Annotated in this window: 21 protein-coding genes; 12 read left to right on the forward strand and 9 right to left on the reverse strand. The window is 58.6% G+C overall.

Annotated features, from left to right (window positions below; genetic code table 11):
- Positions 1-398: 398 nt before the first annotated feature.
- Genes yjfF through ytfQ form a run of 4 tightly spaced genes read right to left on the reverse strand, consistent with a single transcriptional unit; the run spans position 399 to position 4,922 of the window.
- Positions 399-1,385 (reverse strand): galactofuranose ABC transporter, permease protein YjfF, encoded by a 987-nt coding sequence (gene yjfF / locus K7H94_RS10140; protein ID WP_021506182.1) that lies wholly within the window; start codon positions 1,383-1,385, stop codon positions 399-401.
- Positions 1,382-2,398, reverse strand: coding sequence for a galactofuranose ABC transporter, ATP-binding protein YtfT (ytfT, locus tag K7H94_RS10145; RefSeq protein WP_222950994.1), 1,017 nt, complete (start codon positions 2,396-2,398; stop codon positions 1,382-1,384). Before ytfT ends, yjfF begins: the two co-directional genes overlap by 4 nt.
- Complete coding sequence (locus K7H94_RS10150) at positions 2,391-3,911, reverse strand: sugar ABC transporter ATP-binding protein (RefSeq protein ID WP_021506184.1); 1,521 nt, start codon at positions 3,909-3,911, stop codon at positions 2,391-2,393. Before K7H94_RS10150 ends, ytfT begins: the two co-directional genes overlap by 8 nt.
- A gap of 54 nt (positions 3,912-3,965) precedes the next feature.
- Positions 3,966-4,922, reverse strand: a complete 957-nt coding sequence (gene ytfQ, locus K7H94_RS10155; RefSeq protein ID WP_021506185.1) for a galactofuranose ABC transporter, galactofuranose-binding protein YtfQ — start codon at positions 4,920-4,922, stop codon at positions 3,966-3,968.
- A 674-nt stretch (positions 4,923-5,596) separates the two neighbouring features.
- On the opposite strand from ytfQ, the gene ydgT reads away from it, so the two are divergent.
- The 9 genes from ydgT (at position 5,597) to nth (ending at position 12,961) form a co-directional block, all read left to right on the forward strand.
- Entirely contained in the window at positions 5,597-5,812 is a 216-nt protein-coding gene (gene ydgT, locus K7H94_RS10160; protein WP_010618950.1) for a transcription modulator YdgT, read from the forward strand.
- 109 nt (positions 5,813-5,921) lie between these two features.
- Complete coding sequence (locus K7H94_RS10165; RefSeq protein WP_058758460.1) at positions 5,922-6,365, forward strand: DUF2569 domain-containing protein; 444 nt, start codon at positions 5,922-5,924, stop codon at positions 6,363-6,365.
- Positions 6,366-6,488: 123 nt separating this feature from the next.
- A complete protein-coding gene (gene rsxA / locus K7H94_RS10170; protein WP_010618951.1) occupies positions 6,489-7,070 on the forward strand; it encodes an electron transport complex subunit RsxA in 582 nt (193 codons plus the stop codon).
- A gap of 1 nt (position 7,071) precedes the next feature.
- Entirely contained in the window at positions 7,072-7,650 is a 579-nt protein-coding gene (rsxB, locus tag K7H94_RS10175) for an electron transport complex subunit RsxB (protein ID WP_021506189.1), read from the forward strand.
- Positions 7,643-9,940: an electron transport complex subunit RsxC gene (gene rsxC / locus K7H94_RS10180; protein WP_222950995.1), complete on the forward strand. Its 2,298-nt coding sequence runs from the start codon at positions 7,643-7,645 to the stop codon at positions 9,938-9,940. The genes rsxB and rsxC overlap by 8 nt, the downstream gene beginning before the upstream one ends.
- Positions 9,941-10,999, forward strand: a complete 1,059-nt coding sequence (rsxD, locus tag K7H94_RS10185; RefSeq protein WP_222950996.1) for an electron transport complex subunit RsxD — start codon at positions 9,941-9,943, stop codon at positions 10,997-10,999.
- 2 nt (positions 11,000-11,001) lie between these two features.
- Positions 11,002-11,634: an electron transport complex subunit RsxG gene (gene rsxG, locus K7H94_RS10190; protein WP_031279157.1), complete on the forward strand. Its 633-nt coding sequence runs from the start codon at positions 11,002-11,004 to the stop codon at positions 11,632-11,634.
- On the forward strand, positions 11,631-12,332 hold the full coding sequence (locus tag K7H94_RS10195) for an electron transport complex subunit E (RefSeq protein WP_058757701.1): 702 nt from the start codon (positions 11,631-11,633) through the stop codon (positions 12,330-12,332). The genes rsxG and K7H94_RS10195 overlap by 4 nt, the downstream gene beginning before the upstream one ends.
- Complete coding sequence (gene nth / locus K7H94_RS10200; protein WP_021506194.1) at positions 12,329-12,961, forward strand: endonuclease III; 633 nt, start codon at positions 12,329-12,331, stop codon at positions 12,959-12,961. The genes K7H94_RS10195 and nth overlap by 4 nt, the downstream gene beginning before the upstream one ends.
- A gap of 45 nt (positions 12,962-13,006) precedes the next feature.
- Here the strand turns inward: nth and K7H94_RS10205 are convergent, their stop codons facing one another.
- On the reverse strand, positions 13,007-13,693 hold the full coding sequence (locus tag K7H94_RS10205; protein WP_222950997.1) for a CTP synthase C-terminal region-related (seleno)protein: 687 nt from the start codon (positions 13,691-13,693) through the stop codon (positions 13,007-13,009).
- Between the two features lie 664 nt (positions 13,694-14,357).
- On the opposite strand from K7H94_RS10205, the gene dtpA reads away from it, so the two are divergent.
- The 3 genes from dtpA to gstA all read left to right on the forward strand — a co-directional run bounded on the left by dtpA (position 14,358) and on the right by gstA (position 17,573).
- Positions 14,358-15,863, forward strand: a complete 1,506-nt coding sequence (gene dtpA, locus K7H94_RS10210; protein WP_058757699.1) for a dipeptide/tripeptide permease DtpA — start codon at positions 14,358-14,360, stop codon at positions 15,861-15,863.
- A gap of 122 nt (positions 15,864-15,985) precedes the next feature.
- Positions 15,986-16,894 (forward strand): LysR family transcriptional regulator, encoded by a 909-nt coding sequence (locus K7H94_RS10215; RefSeq protein ID WP_088515849.1) that lies wholly within the window; start codon positions 15,986-15,988, stop codon positions 16,892-16,894.
- Between the two features lie 73 nt (positions 16,895-16,967).
- Complete coding sequence (gene gstA, locus K7H94_RS10220; protein ID WP_031279159.1) at positions 16,968-17,573, forward strand: glutathione transferase GstA; 606 nt, start codon at positions 16,968-16,970, stop codon at positions 17,571-17,573.
- Between the two features lie 43 nt (positions 17,574-17,616).
- On the opposite strand, the gene pdxY is transcribed toward gstA, so the two are convergent.
- The 4 genes from pdxY to K7H94_RS10240 form a co-directional block, all read right to left on the reverse strand.
- A complete protein-coding gene (gene pdxY / locus K7H94_RS10225; protein ID WP_222950998.1) occupies positions 17,617-18,477 on the reverse strand; it encodes a pyridoxal kinase PdxY in 861 nt (286 codons plus the stop codon).
- A gap of 53 nt (positions 18,478-18,530) precedes the next feature.
- Positions 18,531-19,805: a tyrosine--tRNA ligase gene (gene tyrS / locus K7H94_RS10230; protein WP_059011053.1), complete on the reverse strand. Its 1,275-nt coding sequence runs from the start codon at positions 19,803-19,805 to the stop codon at positions 18,531-18,533.
- A gap of 139 nt (positions 19,806-19,944) precedes the next feature.
- The gene (gene pdxH, locus K7H94_RS10235) at positions 19,945-20,601 is read right to left on the reverse strand and encodes a pyridoxamine 5'-phosphate oxidase (protein ID WP_021506201.1); all 657 of its coding nucleotides are present in this window, start codon (positions 20,599-20,601) and stop codon (positions 19,945-19,947) included.
- Between the two features lie 20 nt (positions 20,602-20,621).
- Entirely contained in the window at positions 20,622-20,951 is a 330-nt protein-coding gene (locus K7H94_RS10240; RefSeq protein ID WP_021506202.1) for an MliC family protein, read from the reverse strand.
- Positions 20,952-20,959: the final 8 nt, after the last annotated feature.

The following is a 20,959-nucleotide window of genomic DNA, read 5'->3' on the forward strand; positions in this document are numbered from 1 at the left end:
CGCGGCTTTTTTTATGGCTTAAAACGTGCGGTCCAGTCAACAACGGCAGGCGTTACGTAAAGCCGGCGTGAATACCTCCCTGTCGCCCCGGTCGCCCTGGTTTCCTTAATGCAGGTTCGTTGCGCTTTTACCGGAGACGAATTTGCATCGACCATCAAGCGTCATACTGACGACAGCAATGGCAGTCTCACTTGCCCCATCAAGGCCAGCCCGAATAGCAAAGCGTCCGCGCCAGGGATGGCGCGGCCGATCGGCATGGATGCGGGGTTTCTTTGCGATCGGGCTGGCCTTGATGGGGCCGGGCACTCAATTAACAGCAACCCCACTAAACATCCACGAAACAGGGCATAAAAAAGGTGCGCCAGTTTGCGCACCTCTTAACACACATGCGATCACGACTAAGACGTTAAACGCTTAACCGGCGCGTTCTGCTGGCGGTCCCACATCACCGTCAGCAGACGCTGCAGCGCAATGAAGGCAAACAGCAGAATACCGATGGCGATTTTGGTCCACCACGAACTCAGCGTGCCGTCGAAGTTAATCCATGTCTGAATCAACCCCTGAATCAGCACCCCAAAGAGCGTGCCCAGCACCGTACCGACGCCACCCGACAGCAGCGTGCCGCCAATCACCACCGAAGCAATGGCATCCAGCTCGACGCCCAGCCCGGCCAGCGCGTAGCCGGCCGAGGTGTAAATGGAAAATACGATGCCTGCCAGCGTCGCCAGCGTGGTCGACAGCATATAAATCTTAATCGTGGTGGCACGCGTTGACACGCCCATCAGCTGAGCCGACGTCAGATTGCCGCCAATGGCGTACACCTGATTACCGAAGCGCGTACGGTGCGCCAGCAGAATGCCCCCCGCCACCACCACCAGCATAATCACCGCCAGCAGGCTGAGACGTCCGCCGCCCGGAATTTTCCACGCCAGGCTCGACAGCGTGGTATACAGCGGATGATCGATAGGAATCGAGTTCTCCGACACCAGATAGCTGCAGCCGCGCAGGAAAAACATCCCGGCGAGCGTGATGATAAAGGCCGGGATTTTTAATGCATCAATCAGCCAGCCCATCATGGCACCAAACAGCGCGCCTGCCGCCAGAATCAGCGCAAAGGCCAGCAGCGGATCGACATGGTAGTCGCCGATGATGCGCGCCAGGAACACGCCGGTGAAGGCGATCACCGCGCCAACGGACAGATCGATGCCGCCGGACAAAATCACAAACGTCATACCGACGGCGATGATGCCGAGAAACGCATTATCCGTGAGGATGTTGCAAATAACCCGCGTTGAGGCAAAGCCGGGGAACTGGCTGAGGCAGAACAGGTAGCCTGCGACAAACACCAGCAGGGTAATCATTAACGGTAAATGACGCTTGATCATGGTTTACGTCTCCCCTTCAGCATGGCGATAAAGCGCGGCGACTGCAGCAGCAGTACGCACATCACCACTACCGCTTTCACCACCTGGTTCAGCTCCGGCGGAAAACCTGACAGCAGGATGCCGGTATTCATTGACTGGATAATCAGCGCACCAACCAGCGACAGCACCAGGTTAAAACGCCCGCCCATCAGCGAGGCGCCACCAATCACCACCGCCAGAATGGCGTCCAGCTCCAGCCACAACCCGGCATTGTTGGCATCGGCACCGCGAATATCAGCGGCGACAATCAGCCCGGCTACCGCCGCACACACGCCGCTGATGGCGTAGGTGGACATCACCACCAGCCAGCCGGTCACCCCGGCATTGCGCGCCGCGCGCAGGTTGATGCCTACCGCTTCGATGAACAGGCCAAGCGCGGTTTTGCGCGTCAGCAGCCATACCGCTACCGCCACCAGCAGGGTAATCCACACCGGTACCGGCATCAGCCACAGCGAACCGCTGCCAAACCACGCGAGGCTGTCACTGTTGAAGGTGACGATCTGTCCCTGGGTGATCAGCTGCGCGATGCCGCGCCCGGCCACCATCAGAATCAGCGTGGCGACAAACGGCTGAATCTTCAGCAGCGCTACCAGCACGCCGTTCCACAGGCCGCACAGCAGCCCGGTACCGAGCGTGGCCAGAATAATAAAACTCAGGCTGTGCCCCGCCACCGTCAGCGTCGCCGCCGTCGCGCCGGCAATCGCCATTACCGCGCCCACCGACAGATCGATCCCGCCGGTGGCGATCACCAGCGTCATACCAATCGCCAGCAACGCCACCGGTGCGGCGCGGTTGAGAATATCAATCGGGCTGCCGAACAGCCGGCCATCCTGAATGTGAATAGCAAAAAAGTTATTCGCCACCAGGCTGTCGATCAGCAGCACCAGAATCAGCGCGACGATCTGCGGCATGCCCGGCGGCAGCTTCGGCTTCCGCCGTTCCGGTTTTTCGTGTGTCATAGGCGATTCAAGCATGTTGTGCTCCTCCGTCCGCGATGGCGTTGACGATCGACGCCACCGACAGCTGCTCCAGCGGAATTTCGGCGACCTGCTTCAGATCGCGCATGATCAGCACGCGATCGGCATAGCCCACCAGCTCTTCCAGTTCAGAGGAGATGACCAGCAGCGCCAGTCCGTCGGCGCACAGGGATTCAATCAGCCGAATGATCTCGGCGTGGGCGCCCACGTCGATACCGCGCGTCGGCTCATCCAGAATCAGAAACTGTGGTTTAGTCACCAGCCAGCGTGACAGCAGCACCTTCTGCTGGTTGCCACCCGACAGCAACTCCACCGGCTGGTCGGCGTGCGGCGTGCGAATACCCAGGCTCTTGATAAAACGCTCGGCTATCGCCTGCTGCTCACGGCGTTTGATCGGCCGCAGCCAGCCACGCTGCGCCTGCAGCGCCAGAATGATGTTTTCCCGCACCGAGGCCGCGCCGATGATGCCGTCAGTTTTACGATCTTCCGGGCAGAAGCCCATGCCGAGACGCGAGGCTTTGGCCGGCGTGCGGATGTGCTGCACTTTGCCTTTGATGGTGGCGGTACCGCGATCGGCGCGGCGGATGCCAAACAGCACCTCGGCGGTCTCGGTGCGCCCGGAGCCGAGCAGCCCGGCCAGCCCCACCACTTCGCCCGGCCGTACCTGCAGGCTAAACGGTTCAATGGTGCCTTTCTTGCCGTAATCCTCAAACGACACCACCGGCTGATTGCTGCGTAACGTGCTGCCCTGGCGCTGCAGTGCGGTTTCCAGCAGCTCTCGCCCCAGCATCAGCTTAATCAGCTCAATCTGCGGCAGCGAGGCGGTGTCCCGCGTGGCGATAAACTGGCCGTTGCGCAGTACGGTAATCCGGTCGGTAATGCGGTACACCTGGTCGAGAAAGTGGGTGACAAAAATCAGGCTCATGCCTTTGGCTTTCAGCTGCGCCATCAGGGTAAACAGCATCTCCACTTCGCTGGCATCGAGGCTGGCAGTCGGTTCATCCAGAATCAGTACCTGCGCGGAGAGATCGACTGCGCGGCAGATCGCAATGATCTGCTGCATCGCCACCGAGTAGTGGCCGAGCGGACGCGTCACATCCAGCGCGAAGCCGTAGTTGCGCATCAGCGCATCGGCGTCGCGCACCATGCGCTTGCGATCGATCATGCCGAAGCGGCGCGGCTCGCGGCCAATGTAGAGGTTATCCGCCACCGACATATTCGGCAGCAGATTCACTTCCTGATAAACGGTGCCAATGCCCATCTGCTGCGCATCGGCGGTACTGTGCGGCGCAATCACCGCGCCGTTGAGGGTAATGGTGCCGGCATCCCGCGTGTAGACGCCGGTCAGCACTTTAATCAGGGTCGATTTCCCCGCGCCGTTCTCACCCAGCAGCGCCATAATTTCGCCCTTGCGGATACTGAACGACACGTTATCCAGCGCTTTGACGCCGGGAAAGCCTTTGCTGATGCCGTTGAGGCTCAGCAGGGGTGTTTCATCGTAGCTGCTCATCAGATTCTGCCTCGCTTACGTCATAAAAACCGCCCCGAAGGGCGGTTGCGGGGATCAGTAACCCATGCCTTTTTTCTTATCCAGCTCCGCCTGAGCGTCAGCCGGTAAGAACAGTTTTGATTCGGTTTTGATAATCTTCGGCGGCAGCGTGCCGTCTTTTTTGAATTTCTCCAGCGCGTCAAACGCCGGGCCGGCCATGTCTGGCGTCAGCTCAACGTTGGCGTTGGCCTCGCCGGCCAGCATCGCTTTATAGATATCCGGCACGCCATCAATCGAACCGGTGAGAATATCTTTGCCCGGTTTCAGGCCGGCTTCTTTAATTGCCTGGATGGCGCCGATCGCCATGTCATCGTTATGCGCATACACCATGCAGATGTTTTTGCCGTTGTTCTCGGCTTTGATGAAGCTCTCCATCACCTCTTTACCCTTACTGCGGGTAAAGTCACCGGACTGCGAGCGAATCACTTTGATGTTGTTGTGGCCGGCGATGGCTTCGGCAAAGCCTTTCTTACGGTCGATCGCTACGCTGGCACCAACGGTACCCTGCAGTTCCACCACGTTACACTGCTTGTCACCGACGGTTTTCACCAGCCAGTCACCAATCAGTTTGCCTTCCAGCACGTTGTCGGCCGTCACCACCGCCATGTACAGCGATTTATCTTTCACCACGATGGCGCGGTCCAGCAGGAACACCGGAATTTTGGCGTCTTTGGCCTCTTCCAGCACCGGTTCCCAGCCAGTCTGTACCACTGGCGCGATAAAGATGGCATCAACGCCCTGAGCGATGAACGAGCGCACCGCTTTGATCTGGTTCTCCTGCTTCTGCTGACCATCGGCAATTTTCAGGGTGATACCGCGCTTTTGCGCTTCACTTTTTGCCACGTTGGTTTCGGCCGAACGCCAGCCGGATTCAGAACCGACCTGTGAGAAGCCCACCGTCATGTCGGCAGCCAGAACCGATGTGCTGAGTGCGGCGCTGACCATGGTGGTCAAGAGTAAACGTTTCCACATAATTTTCATTCCTCTGAAGGGAGTGTGCTGTAGGGGTACAAACGCGCTTCAAGCCTGGCGCAATTGCGCTAAAACAAGCGCGACACACCTCACAAAACAGAATGAATTAAAGGGGTTACGCGTATCAGCGTGTCAGACAGCTGACTCAGCTTATGGACAAAACGCCTGTACTTTATGTCAGCGGAGGTTAAATAACTGTAATAAACAGAAGCGGTTATGACCGCAGGCACTGGAAACGATTACAACGGACGCGTAAAGAATGGTTATTCATGCGGGCGGCAGGCAATGTTCTGTTTTGTGATAATTCGCACACTTGCGATTTGACGTTTCATCACAGCTGCACCCTTGTGCGTCACCCGTTACCGATAAATCGCTTTTTCGCGCCTGCTGCGTTTCAAAATAAGCGCAACAAAAGTGCGAAAAATAGCGTCTGGAATACCGTTTAAGGCAGCTGTTAAATTTTCTCACCAGCCCCCGGTTAACGGGGCCAAAAACGCGCCTGACGCGCAGAAAAATGCGCGTTAAAAATGATAAAAGCGTAAAAAAGTCCCTTTTGATGAGCGAATTAGCGCACGTTGTCTGAATTTTGAATTTTTTTAACCGCGGTGTCTGGACTCTGGCCGCGTGCTCCCTATACTTGAGCACTTCCCCGTTCTCTATCTTTTATGGCAATCATGACTGCGCTCGATTACCTGCTGAAATTTCGTAAAGTGAATAATCTTGAGAGTCTGGAAAAACTCTACGATCACCTCAATTATTCGCTCACTGATGATAACGAGATCATCAATATGTACCGCGCCGCCGATCACCGCCGTGCTGAACTCGCCTCAGGTGGCCGTCTGTATGACCTCGGCTGTGTGCCGAAATCCGTCTGGCGCTACGTGGTGTAAAGCGCGCTTATCTCTGTTTCTGCCCCTGGTGCGCTGTCCGAATCGGGCGTGACCCGTTTGGACATGGTACGCTCTGCCTCGTCTTTTTTCTTACATCAGGATGAACAACATGTCCGAATCGGTAAACCCGCCGCGTATTGCCGGCTGGCTGCTGCTGCCGCTGGCCTGGCTGATTATGACGATGCTGACCAGCGCGCTGGTGGTGGCGCTCTATCTGCGGCCGCTGTTTGACACGGAACTGCGCACCACGCTGTTTTCTCACGCCAGTATTTTAATGACGCAGTGGCTGGTGTCCTTACTCACCGCCGCCGCGGTGTGGCTGTACAGCATCTGGGTGTGCTGGATCTTTTGTCAGCGCTCGCGTCGTCTGCCTCGCCACTACATTCTCTGGCTGCTGATGACCGTATTGCTGGCGCTGAAAACCTTCGCTTTTACGCCGGTAGCCGATGGGAAAGCGATCCAGACATTGCTGCTGGCCCTGCTCTCGGCGGCGGTCTTTGTGCCCTACTTCAAACGCTCACAGCGGGTCAAACAGACCTTTATTCAGCCCTGATGACGCTCTTTTCGTCAGGAATTTAATTCTGAGTGCTCTCAGCCAGCGCACGAATCGCGCAAAGGTTGAGATGCACCTCTCAATTCCGGATAATAAACGCCTTTCGGCTTCCCAGGTTAAAAAATGACCGATTACTTACTGCTCTTTATTGGCACAGTGCTGGTGAACAACTTCGTGTTGGTCAAATTCCTCGGCCTTTGCCCTTTTATGGGCGTGTCAAAAAAACTGGAAACGGCCATTGGCATGGGACTTGCCACCACGTTCGTCATTACGCTGGCGTCGATTTGCGCCTGGCTGGTGAATCACCTGATTCTGCTGCCGCTCGATCTGGTGTACCTGCGTACCATGGCCTATATCCTGGTGATTGCGGTAGTAGTGCAGTTCACCGAAATGGTGGTGCGTAAAACCAGCCCGTCGCTGTATCGCCTGCTCGGTATCTTTTTGCCGCTGATCACCACCAACTGCGCAGTGCTGGGCGTGCCGCTGCTGAGCGTCAACCTCAACCACACGTTCCTGCAGGCGGCGCTGTACGGCTTCAGTGCGTCACTCGGCTTTTCGCTGGTGATGGTGCTGTTCGCTGGCATGCGTGAACGTCTGGTGCTGGCCAACGTGCCGGCACCGTTCAAAGGAAACTCCATTGCCCTGATCACCGCCGGCCTGATGGCGCTGGCGTTCATGGGCTTTACCGGTCTGGTGAAATTCTGATATGACCGCGATTTGGATTGCTATTGCTGTTCTGGCGGCGCTGGCACTGGTGTTTGGTGCCCTGCTGGGCTACGCCTCGCGCCGCTTTGAAGTTGAAGAAGACCCGATTGTTGAGCAGATCGATGCGATTCTGCCGCAGAGCCAGTGCGGCCAGTGTGGCTATCCCGGCTGCCGTCCGTACGCCGATGCGGTGGGCAATAACGGTGAAGCCATTAATAAATGTGCGCCGGGCGGCGAACAGACCATGCTGAAGCTGGCCGAACTGCTCAACGTTGAACCGCAGCCGCTGGACGGCGGCGCGGAGGTGCTGACGCCGGTTCGCACCGTGGCGTGGATTGACGAAGCCAACTGCATTGGCTGCACCAAATGTATTCAGGCCTGCCCGGTTGACGCCATCGTCGGTGCGACGCGCGCCATGCACACCGTGCTGAGCGATGTCTGCACCGGCTGCGACCTGTGCGTCGCGCCCTGTCCCACCGACTGTATTGAGATGCGCCCGGTTGCCACCACCACGGCCAACTGGAAGTGGGATCTCGACACCATACCTGTACGGGTGATCCCGGTAGAACATCATGCTTAATCTGTTATCGCTGCTGCGCAAAGAGAAGCTGTGGGATTTCGAAGGCGGGATTCACCCGCCGGAAATGAAAACCCAGTCCAGCGGCACGCCGCTCAGCCAGCTCCCGCTGCCTGAACAGTTCATTATTCCGTTGAAACAGCATATCGGCCACGAAGGCGAAATCTGTGTGGCGCCGGGCGATAAGGTACTGCGCGGCCAGCCGCTGACCTTTGGCAGCGGCCGGATGCTGCCGGTGCACGCGCCCACTTCCGGCACCATTGAAGCCATCGCGCCACACATGACGGCGCACCCTTCCGGCCTGTCCGAGCTGTGCGTTTTCCTGCGCGCCGATGGCGAAGACCGCTGGATGCCGCTCGATCCGCAGCCGGACTATCGCGCGCTGGGTCGGGACGCGGTAGTGAAACGCATCCACGAAGCCGGTATTGCAGGCCTCGGCGGCGCGGGCTTCCCGACCGCCACCAAACTGCGTGGCGGACTGCGCGGCGTCAACACGCTGATCATCAACGCCGCCGAGTGCGAACCTTACATCACGGCGGACGATCGCCTGATGCAGGATTGTGCGGCGGAAGTGCTGGAGGGCTGCCGCATCCTCGCCTGGGTGCTGCAGGCGGAGCGCGTGCTGATTGGCATTGAAGACAATAAGCCGGAGGCGATTGCCGCGCTGAAACAGGCGCTGGCCGGTGACCGCGAGCTGCAGCTGCGGGTGATCCCAACCAAATACCCTTCCGGCGGTGCCAAACAGCTGACCAAAATTCTCACCGGGCGGGAAGTGCCGCACGGCGGACGCTCCACAGACATTGGCGTGCTGATGCAGAACGTCGGCACCGCCTGGGCGGTGAAGCGCGCCATTATCGATGGCGAACCGATTACGGAGCGCGTGGTGACGCTGACCGGCGAGGCCATTGCCCGGCCGCGTAATGTCTGGGGTCGTCTCGGTACCCCGGTAAGCCATCTGTTGCAACAGGTCGGTTTCACGCCGGGTGCGCGCCAGATGGTGATCATGGGCGGGCCGCTGATGGGCTTTACCCTGCCGTCCCTCAACGTGCCGGTGGTGAAGATCACCAACTGTATTCTGGCACCGTCGGCCAGCGAGATGGGGCAACCGCAGGAAGAACAGTCCTGCATCCGCTGCAGCGCCTGCGCTGACGCCTGCCCGGCAAAACTGCTGCCGCAGCAGCTGTACTGGTACAGCCAGGGTGGCGATCATGACAAAGCGCGCGCCCATCACATTGATGACTGCATTGAGTGCGGTGCCTGTGCGTATGTCTGTCCCAGCAATATTCCGCTGGTGCAGTATTATCGTCAGGAAAAAGCCGAACTGCGCGCCATCGATCTGGAGGCCAAACGCACCGCCGAAGCCAAAGCACGCTTTGAAGCGCGTCAGGCACGCCTTGAGCGGGAAAAACTGGCGCGGGAAGCGCGCCACGAGCAGGCCAAACAGCGGGTTGCGCGCAGCGATAAAGCCGAGCTGGAAGCGGCAATCGGGCGCGTGAAAGCGCGTCAGGCCAAAACGCCGGAACAGGAAGCCGCCGAACGTGAAGCGCGCCATGCCCAGGCGCTGGCGCAGCAGGCCGAGAAGCAGGCTGAAACCGAACCGCTAAGCCGCCAGGCCATTGACCCGCGCAAGGCCGCCGTGGAAGCCGCCATTGCGCGTGCCAAAGCGAAAAAAGTGGCCGCGCCGGCACAGCCAGCCGCTGACACCACGACCGCAGATAGCGATCCGCGCAAAGCGGCGGTTGAAGCGGCTATTGCGCGTGCCAAAGCGAAGAAAGCTGCGGCGGCGCAGACGCCGGCCGACGCTGAGCCGGCAGCGGAAACGCCAGCGGCTGAGGTCGATCCGCGCAAAGCCGCAGTCGAAGCCGCTATTGCGCGCGCCAAAGCGAAGAAAGCCGCGGCCGCACAGACTCCGGCCGACGCTGAGCCGGCAGCGGAAACGCCAGCGGCTGAAGTCGATCCGCGCAAAGCCGCAGTCGAAGCCGCTATTGCGCGTGCTAAAGCGAAGAAAGCTGCGGCAGCGCAGACTCCGGCCGATGCTGAGCCGGCAGCCGAAGCGCCAGCAGCTGAGGTCGATCCGCGCAAAGCGGCAGTCGAAGCCGCTATTGCGCGCGCCAAAGCGAAGAAAGCCGCGGCCGCAGCGCAGCAGACAGCCGACGCGCCCGCCGCATCCCCTGAAGTGGAGGCTGCTGCCTCTCCTGACTCCGCCGACCCACGCAAAGCGGCGATTGCCGCAGCGGTCGCCCGTGCCAAAGCGCGTAAAGCGCAGCAGCAGCCTTCGACGACTGAGGACTAAATGGCTTTTCGTATTGCAAGTTCGCCTTATACCCATAACCGCCGCAGCACCGGCAACATCATGCTGCTGGTGGTACTGGCCGCGCTGCCCGGCATGGCGGCACAGTGGTATTTCTTCGGCATCGGTTTCCTGATTCAGGTGCTGCTGGCGGTCGCTACCGCATGGATCACTGAAGGCGCGATTCTGCGCCTGCGCCGCGCACCGGTGGTGCCGACGCTGGCGGATAACTCAGCCCTGCTCACGGCGCTGCTGCTGGGAATCAGCCTGCCGCCGCTGGCGCCGTGGTGGCTGGTGGTGCTCGGTACCGTATTTGCCGTGGTTATCGCCAAGCAACTGTACGGCGGCCTTGGCCAGAACCCGTTCAATCCGGCGATGGTCGGTTATGTGGTACTGCTGATCTCCTTCCCGGTGCAGATGACCAGCTGGCTGCCGCCGGATGTGCTGCAGGCCATTAAACCTGGCCTGATGGACTCACTCAGTATGATTTTTACCGGCCACACGCTGGCCGGTGACACAATGCAGCAGCTACAGCTGGGTGTGGATGGCGTGAGCCAGGCCACGCCGCTGGATACCTTTAAAACCGGCCTGCGCGCCGGACACAGCGCCGAACAGCTGCTGGCCCAGCCGATTTACGGCGGCGTACTGGCCGGCCTCGGCTGGCAGTGGGTCAATCTCGGCTATCTGCTCGGCGGCATGCTGCTGCTGGCGAATAACGCCATTCGCTGGCATATCCCGTTCAGCTTCCTGCTGTCGCTGGCGCTGTGCGCCACGCTCGGCTGGCTGTTCGCGCCGCAGTCGCTGAACTCGCCGCTGGTGCATCTGTTCTCCGGGGCGACCATGCTCGGTGCCTTCTTTATTGCCACCGATCCGGTCACCGCTTCTACCACCAACCGTGGCCGGCTGATTTACGGTGCGCTGATTGGCCTGCTGGTGTGGCTGATTCGCAGCTTCGGTGGCTATCCGGATGGCGTCGCCTTTGCGGTGCTGCTCGCCAACATCTGCGTGCCGCTGATTGACTACTACACGCAGCCGCGCGTGTATGGACATCGCAGGGATTGATGATGATCGAAACCATTCGTAAAAACGCGTTCACGCTGGGCATGTTTGCCGTGATCACCACCGGCGTGACGGCGGTGGTCAACTACGTCACCAAACCGACGGTCGATCACCAGACTGCGCTGCAGCAGAAAAACCTGCTCGACCAGGTGGTGCCCACCGATTTGTACGACAACAATATTCAGCAGGAGTGTCTGCTGGTGACCGATGCCCGCGCGCTCGGCAACGACAAACCGCATCATCTGTATGTGGCGCGCAAAGGGGATCAACCGGTGGCCGCCGCACTTGAGACCACCGCCCCTGACGGCTATTCTGGCGCGATACAGATGCTGGTCGGCGCCGATTTTCACGGCAAAGTGCTGGGCGTACGCGTAATTGAACATCATGAGACGCCGGGTCTGGGTGATAAAATCGAGCTGCGAATTTCCGACTGGATCAACAGTTTTAACGGCAAAGTGGTGCACGGTGCCGACGATAAAGCCTTTGCCGTGAAAAAAGACGGTGGCGAATTTGACCAGTTTACCGGCGCGACCATTACGCCGCGCGCGGTGGTCAACGCCACCAAACGCACGGCGCTGCTGATTGAAACGCTGCCAGCGAAGCTCGCTTCGCTGCCTGAATGTGGAGATGCACCATGAGTGAAGCGAAAAATTTACTGATTGGCGGATTGTGGAAGAACAACTCGGCGCTGGTGCAGCTGCTGGGGCTCTGTCCGCTGCTGGCGGTGACCTCAACCGCCACTAACGCACTGGGCCTTGGACTGGCGACCACGCTGGTACTGACCATCACCAACAGTGCGATTTCCGCTTCGCGCCGCTGGGTGCCGGGTGAAATTCGTATTCCGATCTACGTGATGATCATCGCCTCGGTGGTGAGCTGCGTGCAGATGCTGATCAACGCCTATGCCTATGGCCTGTATCAGTCGCTGGGCATCTTTATCCCGCTGATCGTCACCAACTGCATTGTGGTGGGACGTGCGGAAGCGGTGGCATCGAAAAGCAGTATTCCCCTCTCCGCGCTGGATGGCTTTGCCATCGGTATGGGCGCTACCTGCGCAATGGTGACGCTGGGTTCGATTCGTGAACTGATTGGTAACGGCACGCTGTTCAATGGCGCTGACCAGCTGCTGGGGCCGTGGGCTAAAGCGCTGCGCATTGAAGTGGTGCATTTTGATTCACCGATGCTGCTGGCGATGCTGCCGCCGGGTGCATTTATCGGCCTCGGTATGCTGCTGGCCGGCAAATACCTGATCGATCAGAAAATGAAGCAGCGCGCCGCACGTCAGCTGGACGCTGCTGCCGCCGCGCCGCAGGGCGAAACCGGGAAGGCTGTGTGAATAAGGATAAACGCCTGCAGATCCTCACGCGACTGCGTGACGCCAATCCCCATCCGACCACCGAACTGAATTTCAGCTCACCGTTTGAGCTGCTGATCGCTGTGCTGTTGTCGGCACAGGCAACCGATGTCAGCGTCAATAAAGCCACCGCCCGACTCTATCCGGTGGCCAATACGCCAGCGGCAATGCTGGCGCTCGGCGTGGAAGGCGTTAAAGAGTACATCAAGACCATTGGCCTGTTTAACAGCAAAGCGGAAAACGTCATCAAAACCTGCCGCATCCTGCTGGAGCAGCACGGCGGTGTGGTGCCGGAAGACCGCGCGGCACTGGAAGCCCTGCCCGGCGTCGGGCGCAAAACCGCCAACGTGGTGCTCAATACCGCCTTTGGCTGGCCCACCATTGCCGTGGATACCCACATTTTCCGCGTCAGCAATCGCACCCGCTTTGCGCCGGGTAAAAACGTTGAGGAAGTAGAACAGAAGCTGCTCAAGGTGGTGCCGGCCGACTTTAAGGTTGACTGCCATCACTGGCTGATTCTGCACGGTCGCTACACCTGCGTGGCGCGTAAACCGCGCTGCGGCTCCTGCCTGATTGAAGATTTGTGTGAGTTCACGGAAAAGACCGACTGATCGGTAACGGCGCGACCCTGCGCGCCGTAGACCGCTTATTAACCGTTAATGCGCCGCCTGCAGCCACGCCACGACCAGCGGTGACAGCCGGTTTTGTAACGCGGCGCGTTCAGACTGGAACAGCGTGGCGACAAAGAACGGATGATCGGTCAGCTCTACCCCGCGCACATCCCCCTCCAGATCCCATGAGGTAATACGCAGATTGCGCGTGGCCAGCGCCTCGCTGAACTCAGCGTTAACGCCAAAGTTGCAGTGATAGCCTTCGTTACTCTGCAGCGCGCCGTAGGCCTGAGCAATACGCGAACCCGGCTCAAACGTGACCTCACCGCGCTGCTCGACCAGCGAGCAGGCCAGTGGCGCAATCACCCAGCGCGCGTCAGGGTCGGTCTCGGCATGACCAGCATCCTCCCAGCCCAGCACGTTGCGCGCGTACTCCACCACCGCATACTGAAAGCCGGCGCACGAGCCTAAAAAGGGTTTACCGCTTTCGCGCGCCCAGCGAATGACGTCAAACACGCCGGCATCATTCAGGAAGGGACTGCCAGGCACCACCCAGACGGCATCATAGTCGTGCAGACGCGACAGATCGATTTCCGGCGTCGCGATCCAGTCGGCGGTTACGTTAAGTGAGAGAGAGGTTGCGGCAAGCTGAACAGCGGGAGGAATAGCCTGGTGCGCGACAGCACTGGCACGGTAATCGCCCACGAGAGCGACACGAACGGACAGCTTCATGATGAGTTCCTTGCAGGGAAAAAACGAGGTTACAGCAATTTCTTCAGGCTGTCTAAGGGCTGGTGATCGGCTATCCCTCCTCCCCCTGCCTGGCGCAACAGGTCACTGCCGCCGGGGGCATTGCAGAGCTTATACAATGAAAGCCGCGATTAAGTGGTGAAATTGTCGGCAAACGGGAGAGCAGCAATCGTTTTCTTTTTTTACATTTCTAATTAATTGATAATTTTGTGCGCAGGATCAACAAATTAGCCTGCGGCGAACTGTCAGCCGCGTATTGTGCTCAACAATCAGACAATTGCGCTTACTTCTTCGGCAAAAATCAGGGGATTCATCCATCTGAATGGGCTGGATAATATTATGTCCTGCCCGGAGCAGGAAAAGCAGTTTATCTCAGGAAAATCCATCAACCGATCTGCAACAAGAACAATTATCCTGCTATAATGTCACACAGTGATATTTAACACTGATTTACAAGTTATTATCCTGGTTATAACCCTGCCTGTAACAAGTATTTCAGCGTGCAGAAAATGCTTGCCCTGTTGGCCTGATTCAGCCAAATTAGGCGCCGTTTTTCCTTTCTAATAACAATGTTGCGCGGGATTACCCAGCCCGACGCAGACTTAATTCCTGTTGTAAAACAGGCGATGTATAAACTGAGGTATACGTGTCAACTGCAAACAAACACACTGATGAGGCGGTAAGCCTTAACGCCTTCCGTCAGCCGAAAGCGTTCTATTTGATCTTCTCCATCGAACTGTGGGAGCGTTTTGGCTACTACGGTCTGCAAGCCATCATGGCGGTCTATCTGGTGAAACAGCTGGGGATGTCCGAAGCGGACTCCATCACCCTGTTCACTTCGTTCAGCGCACTGGTTTACGGCCTGGTTGCCATTGGCGGCTGGCTGGGCGACAAAGTGCTCGGCACCAAACGCGTGATTATTCTCGGCGTCATTGTGCTGGCGCTGGGCTATGCGATGATTGCCTTCTCCGGTCATGACACCACCATGGTGTATGTCGGCATGGCGACCATCGCCGTGGGTAGCGGGCTGTTCAAGGCTAACCCTTCTTCACTGCTGTCGACCTGCTACGAGAAAGACGATCCGCGCATCGACGGTGCCTTCACCATGTTCTACATGTCGATCAACATCGGTTCGCTGTTCTCGATGATGCTGACTCCGTGGCTGGCGGCCAAATATGGCTGGGGCGCGGCGTTTTCGCTGTCGGTGGTGGGCCTGGTGATCACCCTGCTGAACTTCCTGTTCTGCCAGCGCCTGGTGAAGAATTACGGCTCCAAACCAGACTTTGCGCCGCTGCAGGTCGGTAAGCTGCTGATGACCCTTGTCGGCGTGGTTGCGCTGATCGCGCTGGCCACCTGGCTGCTGCATCATCAGAGCATTGCCCGCATGACGCTGGGCGTGATCGCGATCGGTATCGTGCTGGTGTTTGCCAAAGAAGCCTTTGCGCTGCACGGTGCGGCACGCCGCAAAATGATCGTTGCATTCCTGCTGATGGTCGAAGCTATTGTGTTCTTCGTGCTGTATATGCAGATGCCAACCTCGCTGAACTTCTTCGCCATCCGTAACGTCGAGCACGCGATTCTCGGTATCACCTTTGAGCCGGAACAGTTCCAGGCGCTCAATCCATTCTGGATCATGGTGGCCAGCCCGATTCTGGCGGCAGTCTATAACAAGCTTGGCGATAAGCTACCGATGCCGCACAAGTTTGCCATTGGCATGGTGCTGTGCTCTGCAGCGTTCCTGGTGCTGCCGTTTGGCGCGAAATTCGCAAACCAGGCGGGTATCGTTTCGGTAAACTGGCTGATTCTGAGCTACGCGCTGCAGAGTATCGGTGAGCTGATGATCTCCGGTCTCGGCCTGGCGATGGTGGCGCAGCTGGTGCCGCAACGTCTGATGGGCTTCATTATGGGCTCCTGGTTCCTCACCACCGCTGGCGCCGCGATGATTGCCGGTAAGGTAGCGAACCTGATGGCGGTGCCGGAAAACGTCACCGATCCTCACGCCTCACTGGCCGTGTATAGCCAGGTGTTCCAGCAGATTGGTATCGCCACTGGCGTAATCGCCCTGCTGATGCTGATTACCGCCCCGCTGCTCAACCGCATGACGCAGGATGATGCGCAGGCAGAACTGAAGCGCGCCAGCGCTAACCAGTAATCGTTTCTGAGCCGGGCTAAGCCCGGCTTTTTTTATCCCCCTTCACAACCCCTGCTTTCCGCTGTAGTTTAAGCAACACGCTTTTTATGCTCGCCTTGCACGGCTGAGATCGGGAATGGCTCATGGACAGATTTGACGAGCTGCAGGTGTTTGTTGCGGTGATTCAGCAGGGCAGCCTGGCTGGCGCGGCGCGCGTATTGCAGCGTTCGCCGCCGGTCATTACCCGCACGCTGAATGCGCTGGAAGCACGTTTCGGCACCACCCTGATTGAACGCACCACGCGCCAGCTGGCGCCCACCGAGAGCGGCTGGCAGCTGTTTGAGCAGGCGCAGCGCTTGCTTAACGATTACCAGAGCGCGCTCGACAGCGCCCACCACAGCGGACTGCACGGCCTGCTGCGCATCACCGCCCCGGTGATGTGTGGCCGTCGCCACGTGATGCCGCTGGTCAATGCCTTTCTGCAACAGCATCCGGAAATGCAAATCGAACTGATCCTTAGCGACAGCTATCAGGACCTGATTGAAAACGGGCTGGATATTGCGGTGCGCATTGGCGAGTTGCAGGATTCGTCGATGGTGGCGCGCAACGTCGGTAGCGTACGCTCGATGCTGGTCGCCAGCCCGGACTACCTTCGCCACGCCGGAATCCCGGCCCATCCGGCTGAGCTCAGCATGCATGCGCTGGTGGCAGGCGTACGCCATACCCGTGAGTGGCGCTTCGCGCACGACCTGCGTGTGCGCATCACCCCACGCCTGCGCGTCAATGATATCGCCAGCCAGCTGGATGCATTGCGCAGTGGCCAGGGCATTGGCCGTCTGTTGTCTTATCAGGTGATAGATGAACTGCAGGCTGGCACGCTGATCCGCCTGCTGAGCGAGTGGGAGCCGGCACCGCTGCCGGTGCATCTGGTGGCGCAGCGGGTGAAAAACATGGCGCCCAAGGTACGCTGTTTCTGGGATTTCGCGCTCACGGCACTGCCGCCGCGACTGCAGGCGGCCGCTGAATTTCCCGCGCCCGCCCGCAATTCCTGATCGCTGTCACTGGTAAAAATTTCTGGCAGTTTTATGCTGCTGTCATCACAACAACTCATCAGGAGAGGCCATGATGAAACTCTATTGTAAGCCCGGTGCCTGTTCGCTCTCGCCGCATATCGTTGCGCGCGAATGCGGGCTGGATTTTACGCAGGTCAATGTCGATCTGCAGAAGAAAGTCACCGAGCGCGGAGAAGATTACTGGCAGATAAACCCCAAAGGACAGGTTCCCGCGCTGCAGTTTGATGACGGCAGCATACTGACGGAAGGCGTGGCGATTGTGCAGTATCTGGCGGATCTCAAGCCGGATCGCAACCTGCTGGCACCGACCGGCAGCCTGACGCGCTACCACACGCTGGAGTGGCTGAGCTACATCAGCAGCGAATTGCACAAAACCTTTTCCCCGCTGTTCCGTCCGGATACGCCGGAAGAGTACAAAGCCATAGTGCGTGCACAGCTGGAGCAGAAATTTCAGCGCGTTAACGACGCGCTGCAGGATAAACAGTGGCTGATGGGGTTACGCTTTACCGTCGCCGATGTCTATCTGTTTGTGGTTACGCGCTGGGCAAAAGCCATCAAACTGAATCTGGAAGGTTTGAGCGCGCTGGAAGCATGGTTTGCGCGGGTGGCTGCGCGGCCGGCGGTTCAGGCCGCACTGAAGGCTGAAGGTCTGGTCTGACGCCACAGGCCGGCATGCTGGCCGGCCTGTTAATTAACAGCGATTACAGCTGTTCTGCCGCAAAGTGCTGCGTGGGTTGCGCAATTGCATCCTGCGCCGCCACCAGTTGCAGTTCATACTCGCCCATCTCGTGGGTTTTCAGCATCACTTCATATACTGCCGCCGTCACATGTTCCAGCGCATCCTGCAGCGATTTGCCGTGCAGCAGGTCAACCAGCAGCAGGCCACTGGTCAGATCGCCAACCCCCACCGGCTGACGCACACCAAAATCCACCAGCGGACGGCTGATGTGCCAGCACTGATCGGCGGTGGCCAGCAGCATTTCAAAGCGATCGCTACGGCGTCCGGCGCGCGCCAGATGTTTCACCAGCACCGCGCGCGGCCCCTGCGCAATCAATGCGCGAGCGGCAACCACCGCCTGCTCCACGTTAGCGACCGTCTGGCCACTGAGCATCTCCAGCTCCAGCAGGTTCGGCGCGATAAGATCGCTGGCCGGCATCGCCTGCTTGCAGTGAAACTCCGCTACGCCGGGCGCGACGATGCAGCCTTTTTCCGGATGGCCCATCACCGGGTCACAGAAATACCAGGCGTCAGGATTAGCCGCCTTCACCATACGCACGATTTCCAGGATCTGTTCGCCCTGCTCCGCCGAGCCGAGATAGCCGCTCAGCACCGCATCGCAGGTTTTCAGACGATCGATGGCGGCGATCCCGCTGACGATATCGGTCAGATGGGTGGCGGGCATCACGGTGCCGGTCCAGTGACCATACTGGGTGTGATTGGAAAACTGCACGGTGTTTAACGGCCAGACGTTGGCGCCCATGCGTCGCATCGGGAATTCGGCCGCGCTGTTACCGGCGTGGCCATAAACCACGTGAGACTGAATTGCGAGGATATTTTTCATTATTGCCCTGTACTGCTTGCCATAAAAAAGGGCCGGAGACCGGCCCTTGCACCTTACTGCCAGCTAATCAGGCAGTAGTGTTTTTTGCCGCGACGCAGCAGCGTGTAACGACCAAACAGTTTGTCGCTGTCGCTGAAACGATACTCGGCATCAGATTGTTTCTCACCGTTGACAGACACCGCGTTGGAGCCAATCATGGTGCGCGCCTGGCCGCGTGACGGCACCAGTTCCGCCGCCACGAGCGCCTGTTGCAGATCGTCGTCCGCCTTCAGGCTAATGGTCGGCATGCCATCCTGAGCAAGCTGCTCAAAGTCCGCTTCGGTCATGTCGCTCAGACTGCCGGAGAACAGGCTGTCGGTGATGCGCTTCGCCGCGCTCAGACCGCTTTCGCCGTGCACCAGACGCGTCACCTGCTCTGCCAGCACATACTGCGCGCGCGGCGCTTTGCCACTGGTTTTGTCTTCTTCTTCCAGCGCATTGATCTCTTCAATGCTCATAAAGGTGAAGAACTTCAGGAAACGATAGACGTCGGCGTCGGCGGTGTTGATCCAGAACTGGTAGAACTTGTACGGACTGGTTTTCTTCGCATCCAGCCATACCGCGCCACCTTCGGTTTTACCAAATTTGGTGCCGTCCGACTTGGTGATCAGCGGCACCGTCAGTCCCCACGCCTGCTGCTGATGCAGACGACGCGTCAGATCGATGCCGGAGGTGATGTTACCCCACTGGTCGGAGCCGCCAATCTGCAGCACCACGTCGTAGCGCTTGTTCAGTTCGGCAAAGTCGTAACCCTGCAGCAGGTTGTAGGAAAACTCGGTGTAGGAGATGCCCTGATCTTCACGGTTCAGGCGCATCTTCACCGCTTCACGGTTGATCATCTGGTTGACCGAGAAGTGCTTACCGATATCGCGCAGGAAGGTCAGCACGTTCATGCCGCCAAACCAGTCATAGTTGTTGGCCGCGATGGCGCTGTTGTCGCCGCAGTCAAAATCGAGGAAAGGCGCAACCTGTTTGCGGATCTTCTCTACCCACTCGTTGACAGTTTCCGTGGTATTGAGTTTACGTTCGGCCGCTTTAAAGCTGGGATCGCCGATCAGGCCGGTGGCACCGCCGACCAGGGCCACCGGCTTGTGGCCGGCATCCTGGAAACGTTTCAGGCACAGCAGCGGCACCAGATGGCCCAAGTGCAAGCTATCAGCGGTGGGATCAAAGCCGCAATAGAGTGCAATTGGCCCTTGCGCCAGCCGCTCTGCTAACGCTTCCTCGTCCGTTACCTGGGCTACTAAGCCTCTCTCTTGCAATTGTTGTATCAGGTTACTGCTGGTCATCACTGACTCCAAATTGATCAGACTGCACCTATGCTGGTACACAGCTGTCCGCTGACGTGCGGATACGAAAAAAATGAGGGCTATAGCATAAAGCGCTGACGAGCCGTGCGCCAGCGCTGAAAGGGGATAAAACGCAGTTTTACGGTGCTAAACGGTCGATTGTCCAGCCGCTGCCATCACGCTGATAAAGGAAGCGGTCATGCAGGCGATGTTCGCCGCCCTGCCAGAACTCCATGGTGTGGAATCTGACACGGAATCCGCCCCAGAAACTCGGCAGCGGCACTTCCCCCTGCTGAAACTTCTGCTTGAGCTCAAGGAATTTGCCCTCGAGCACGCCGCGCGCGGAAATCCGGCTCGACTGTTTCGATACCCAGGCGCCAATCTGGCTGTCTCGCGGACGGCTGTGGAAGTACTTCAGCACTTCCAGCGGCGACAGTTTCTCCACTTCGCCCAGCACCATTACCTGACGCTCAAGGAAGTGCCAGGGAAAATGCAGGGAAATACGCGGATTGTCCGCCAGCTGCAGCGCTTTACGGCTGCCGAGGTTGGTGTAAAACACCATGCCCTGCTCATCGTAGTGTTTAAGCAGGACGATGCGCTGATAGGGCTGGCCGCTGCTATCCACCGTCGCCACCGTCATGGCGGTGGGATCGGGCAGCTGCGCGGCGCACGCCTGCTGCAGCCACTGCTCAAACAGCGCCAGAGGCGTATCTGGCAAATCTTTGCGCCGCAGCCCGCCGCGCGTGTACTCCCGACGCAGGTGGGCAATGTGTTGCAAGCTGTCACTGTCGCTCATGCTGGTATCCCGGTTCTCTCTTACTGTGCGGAGGCATCCGCGTTCTGCAGTTCACAATCATTAATCACGATTTTATCGTTGCGTTCAACAAAGGCGCCATTGCCTTTTGACCAGAAAACGTAGGTCCCATCGCTGTAACGCGCGCCGGAGGCAGACACCGTCTGGGTCAGCGTGAGCGGTTTGCCGTCCAGAATAAAGCTTACCTGCTGCTTCGCGTTGTCCAGAGTGACCGTCAGCGGCAGCGTGCCACACTGGTAATGTAACGTCTCTGGCGCGGGTGCGGGTTTATGCCAGATACCACAGCCGCTGAGTAAGGTCAGGGTGCCGGCCAGCACGATCATCTTTTTCATGTTTGCTC

Source organism: Pantoea dispersa (genome assembly GCF_019890955.1).
In the GTDB taxonomy this organism is placed as follows: domain Bacteria; phylum Pseudomonadota; class Gammaproteobacteria; order Enterobacterales; family Enterobacteriaceae; genus Pantoea; species Pantoea dispersa.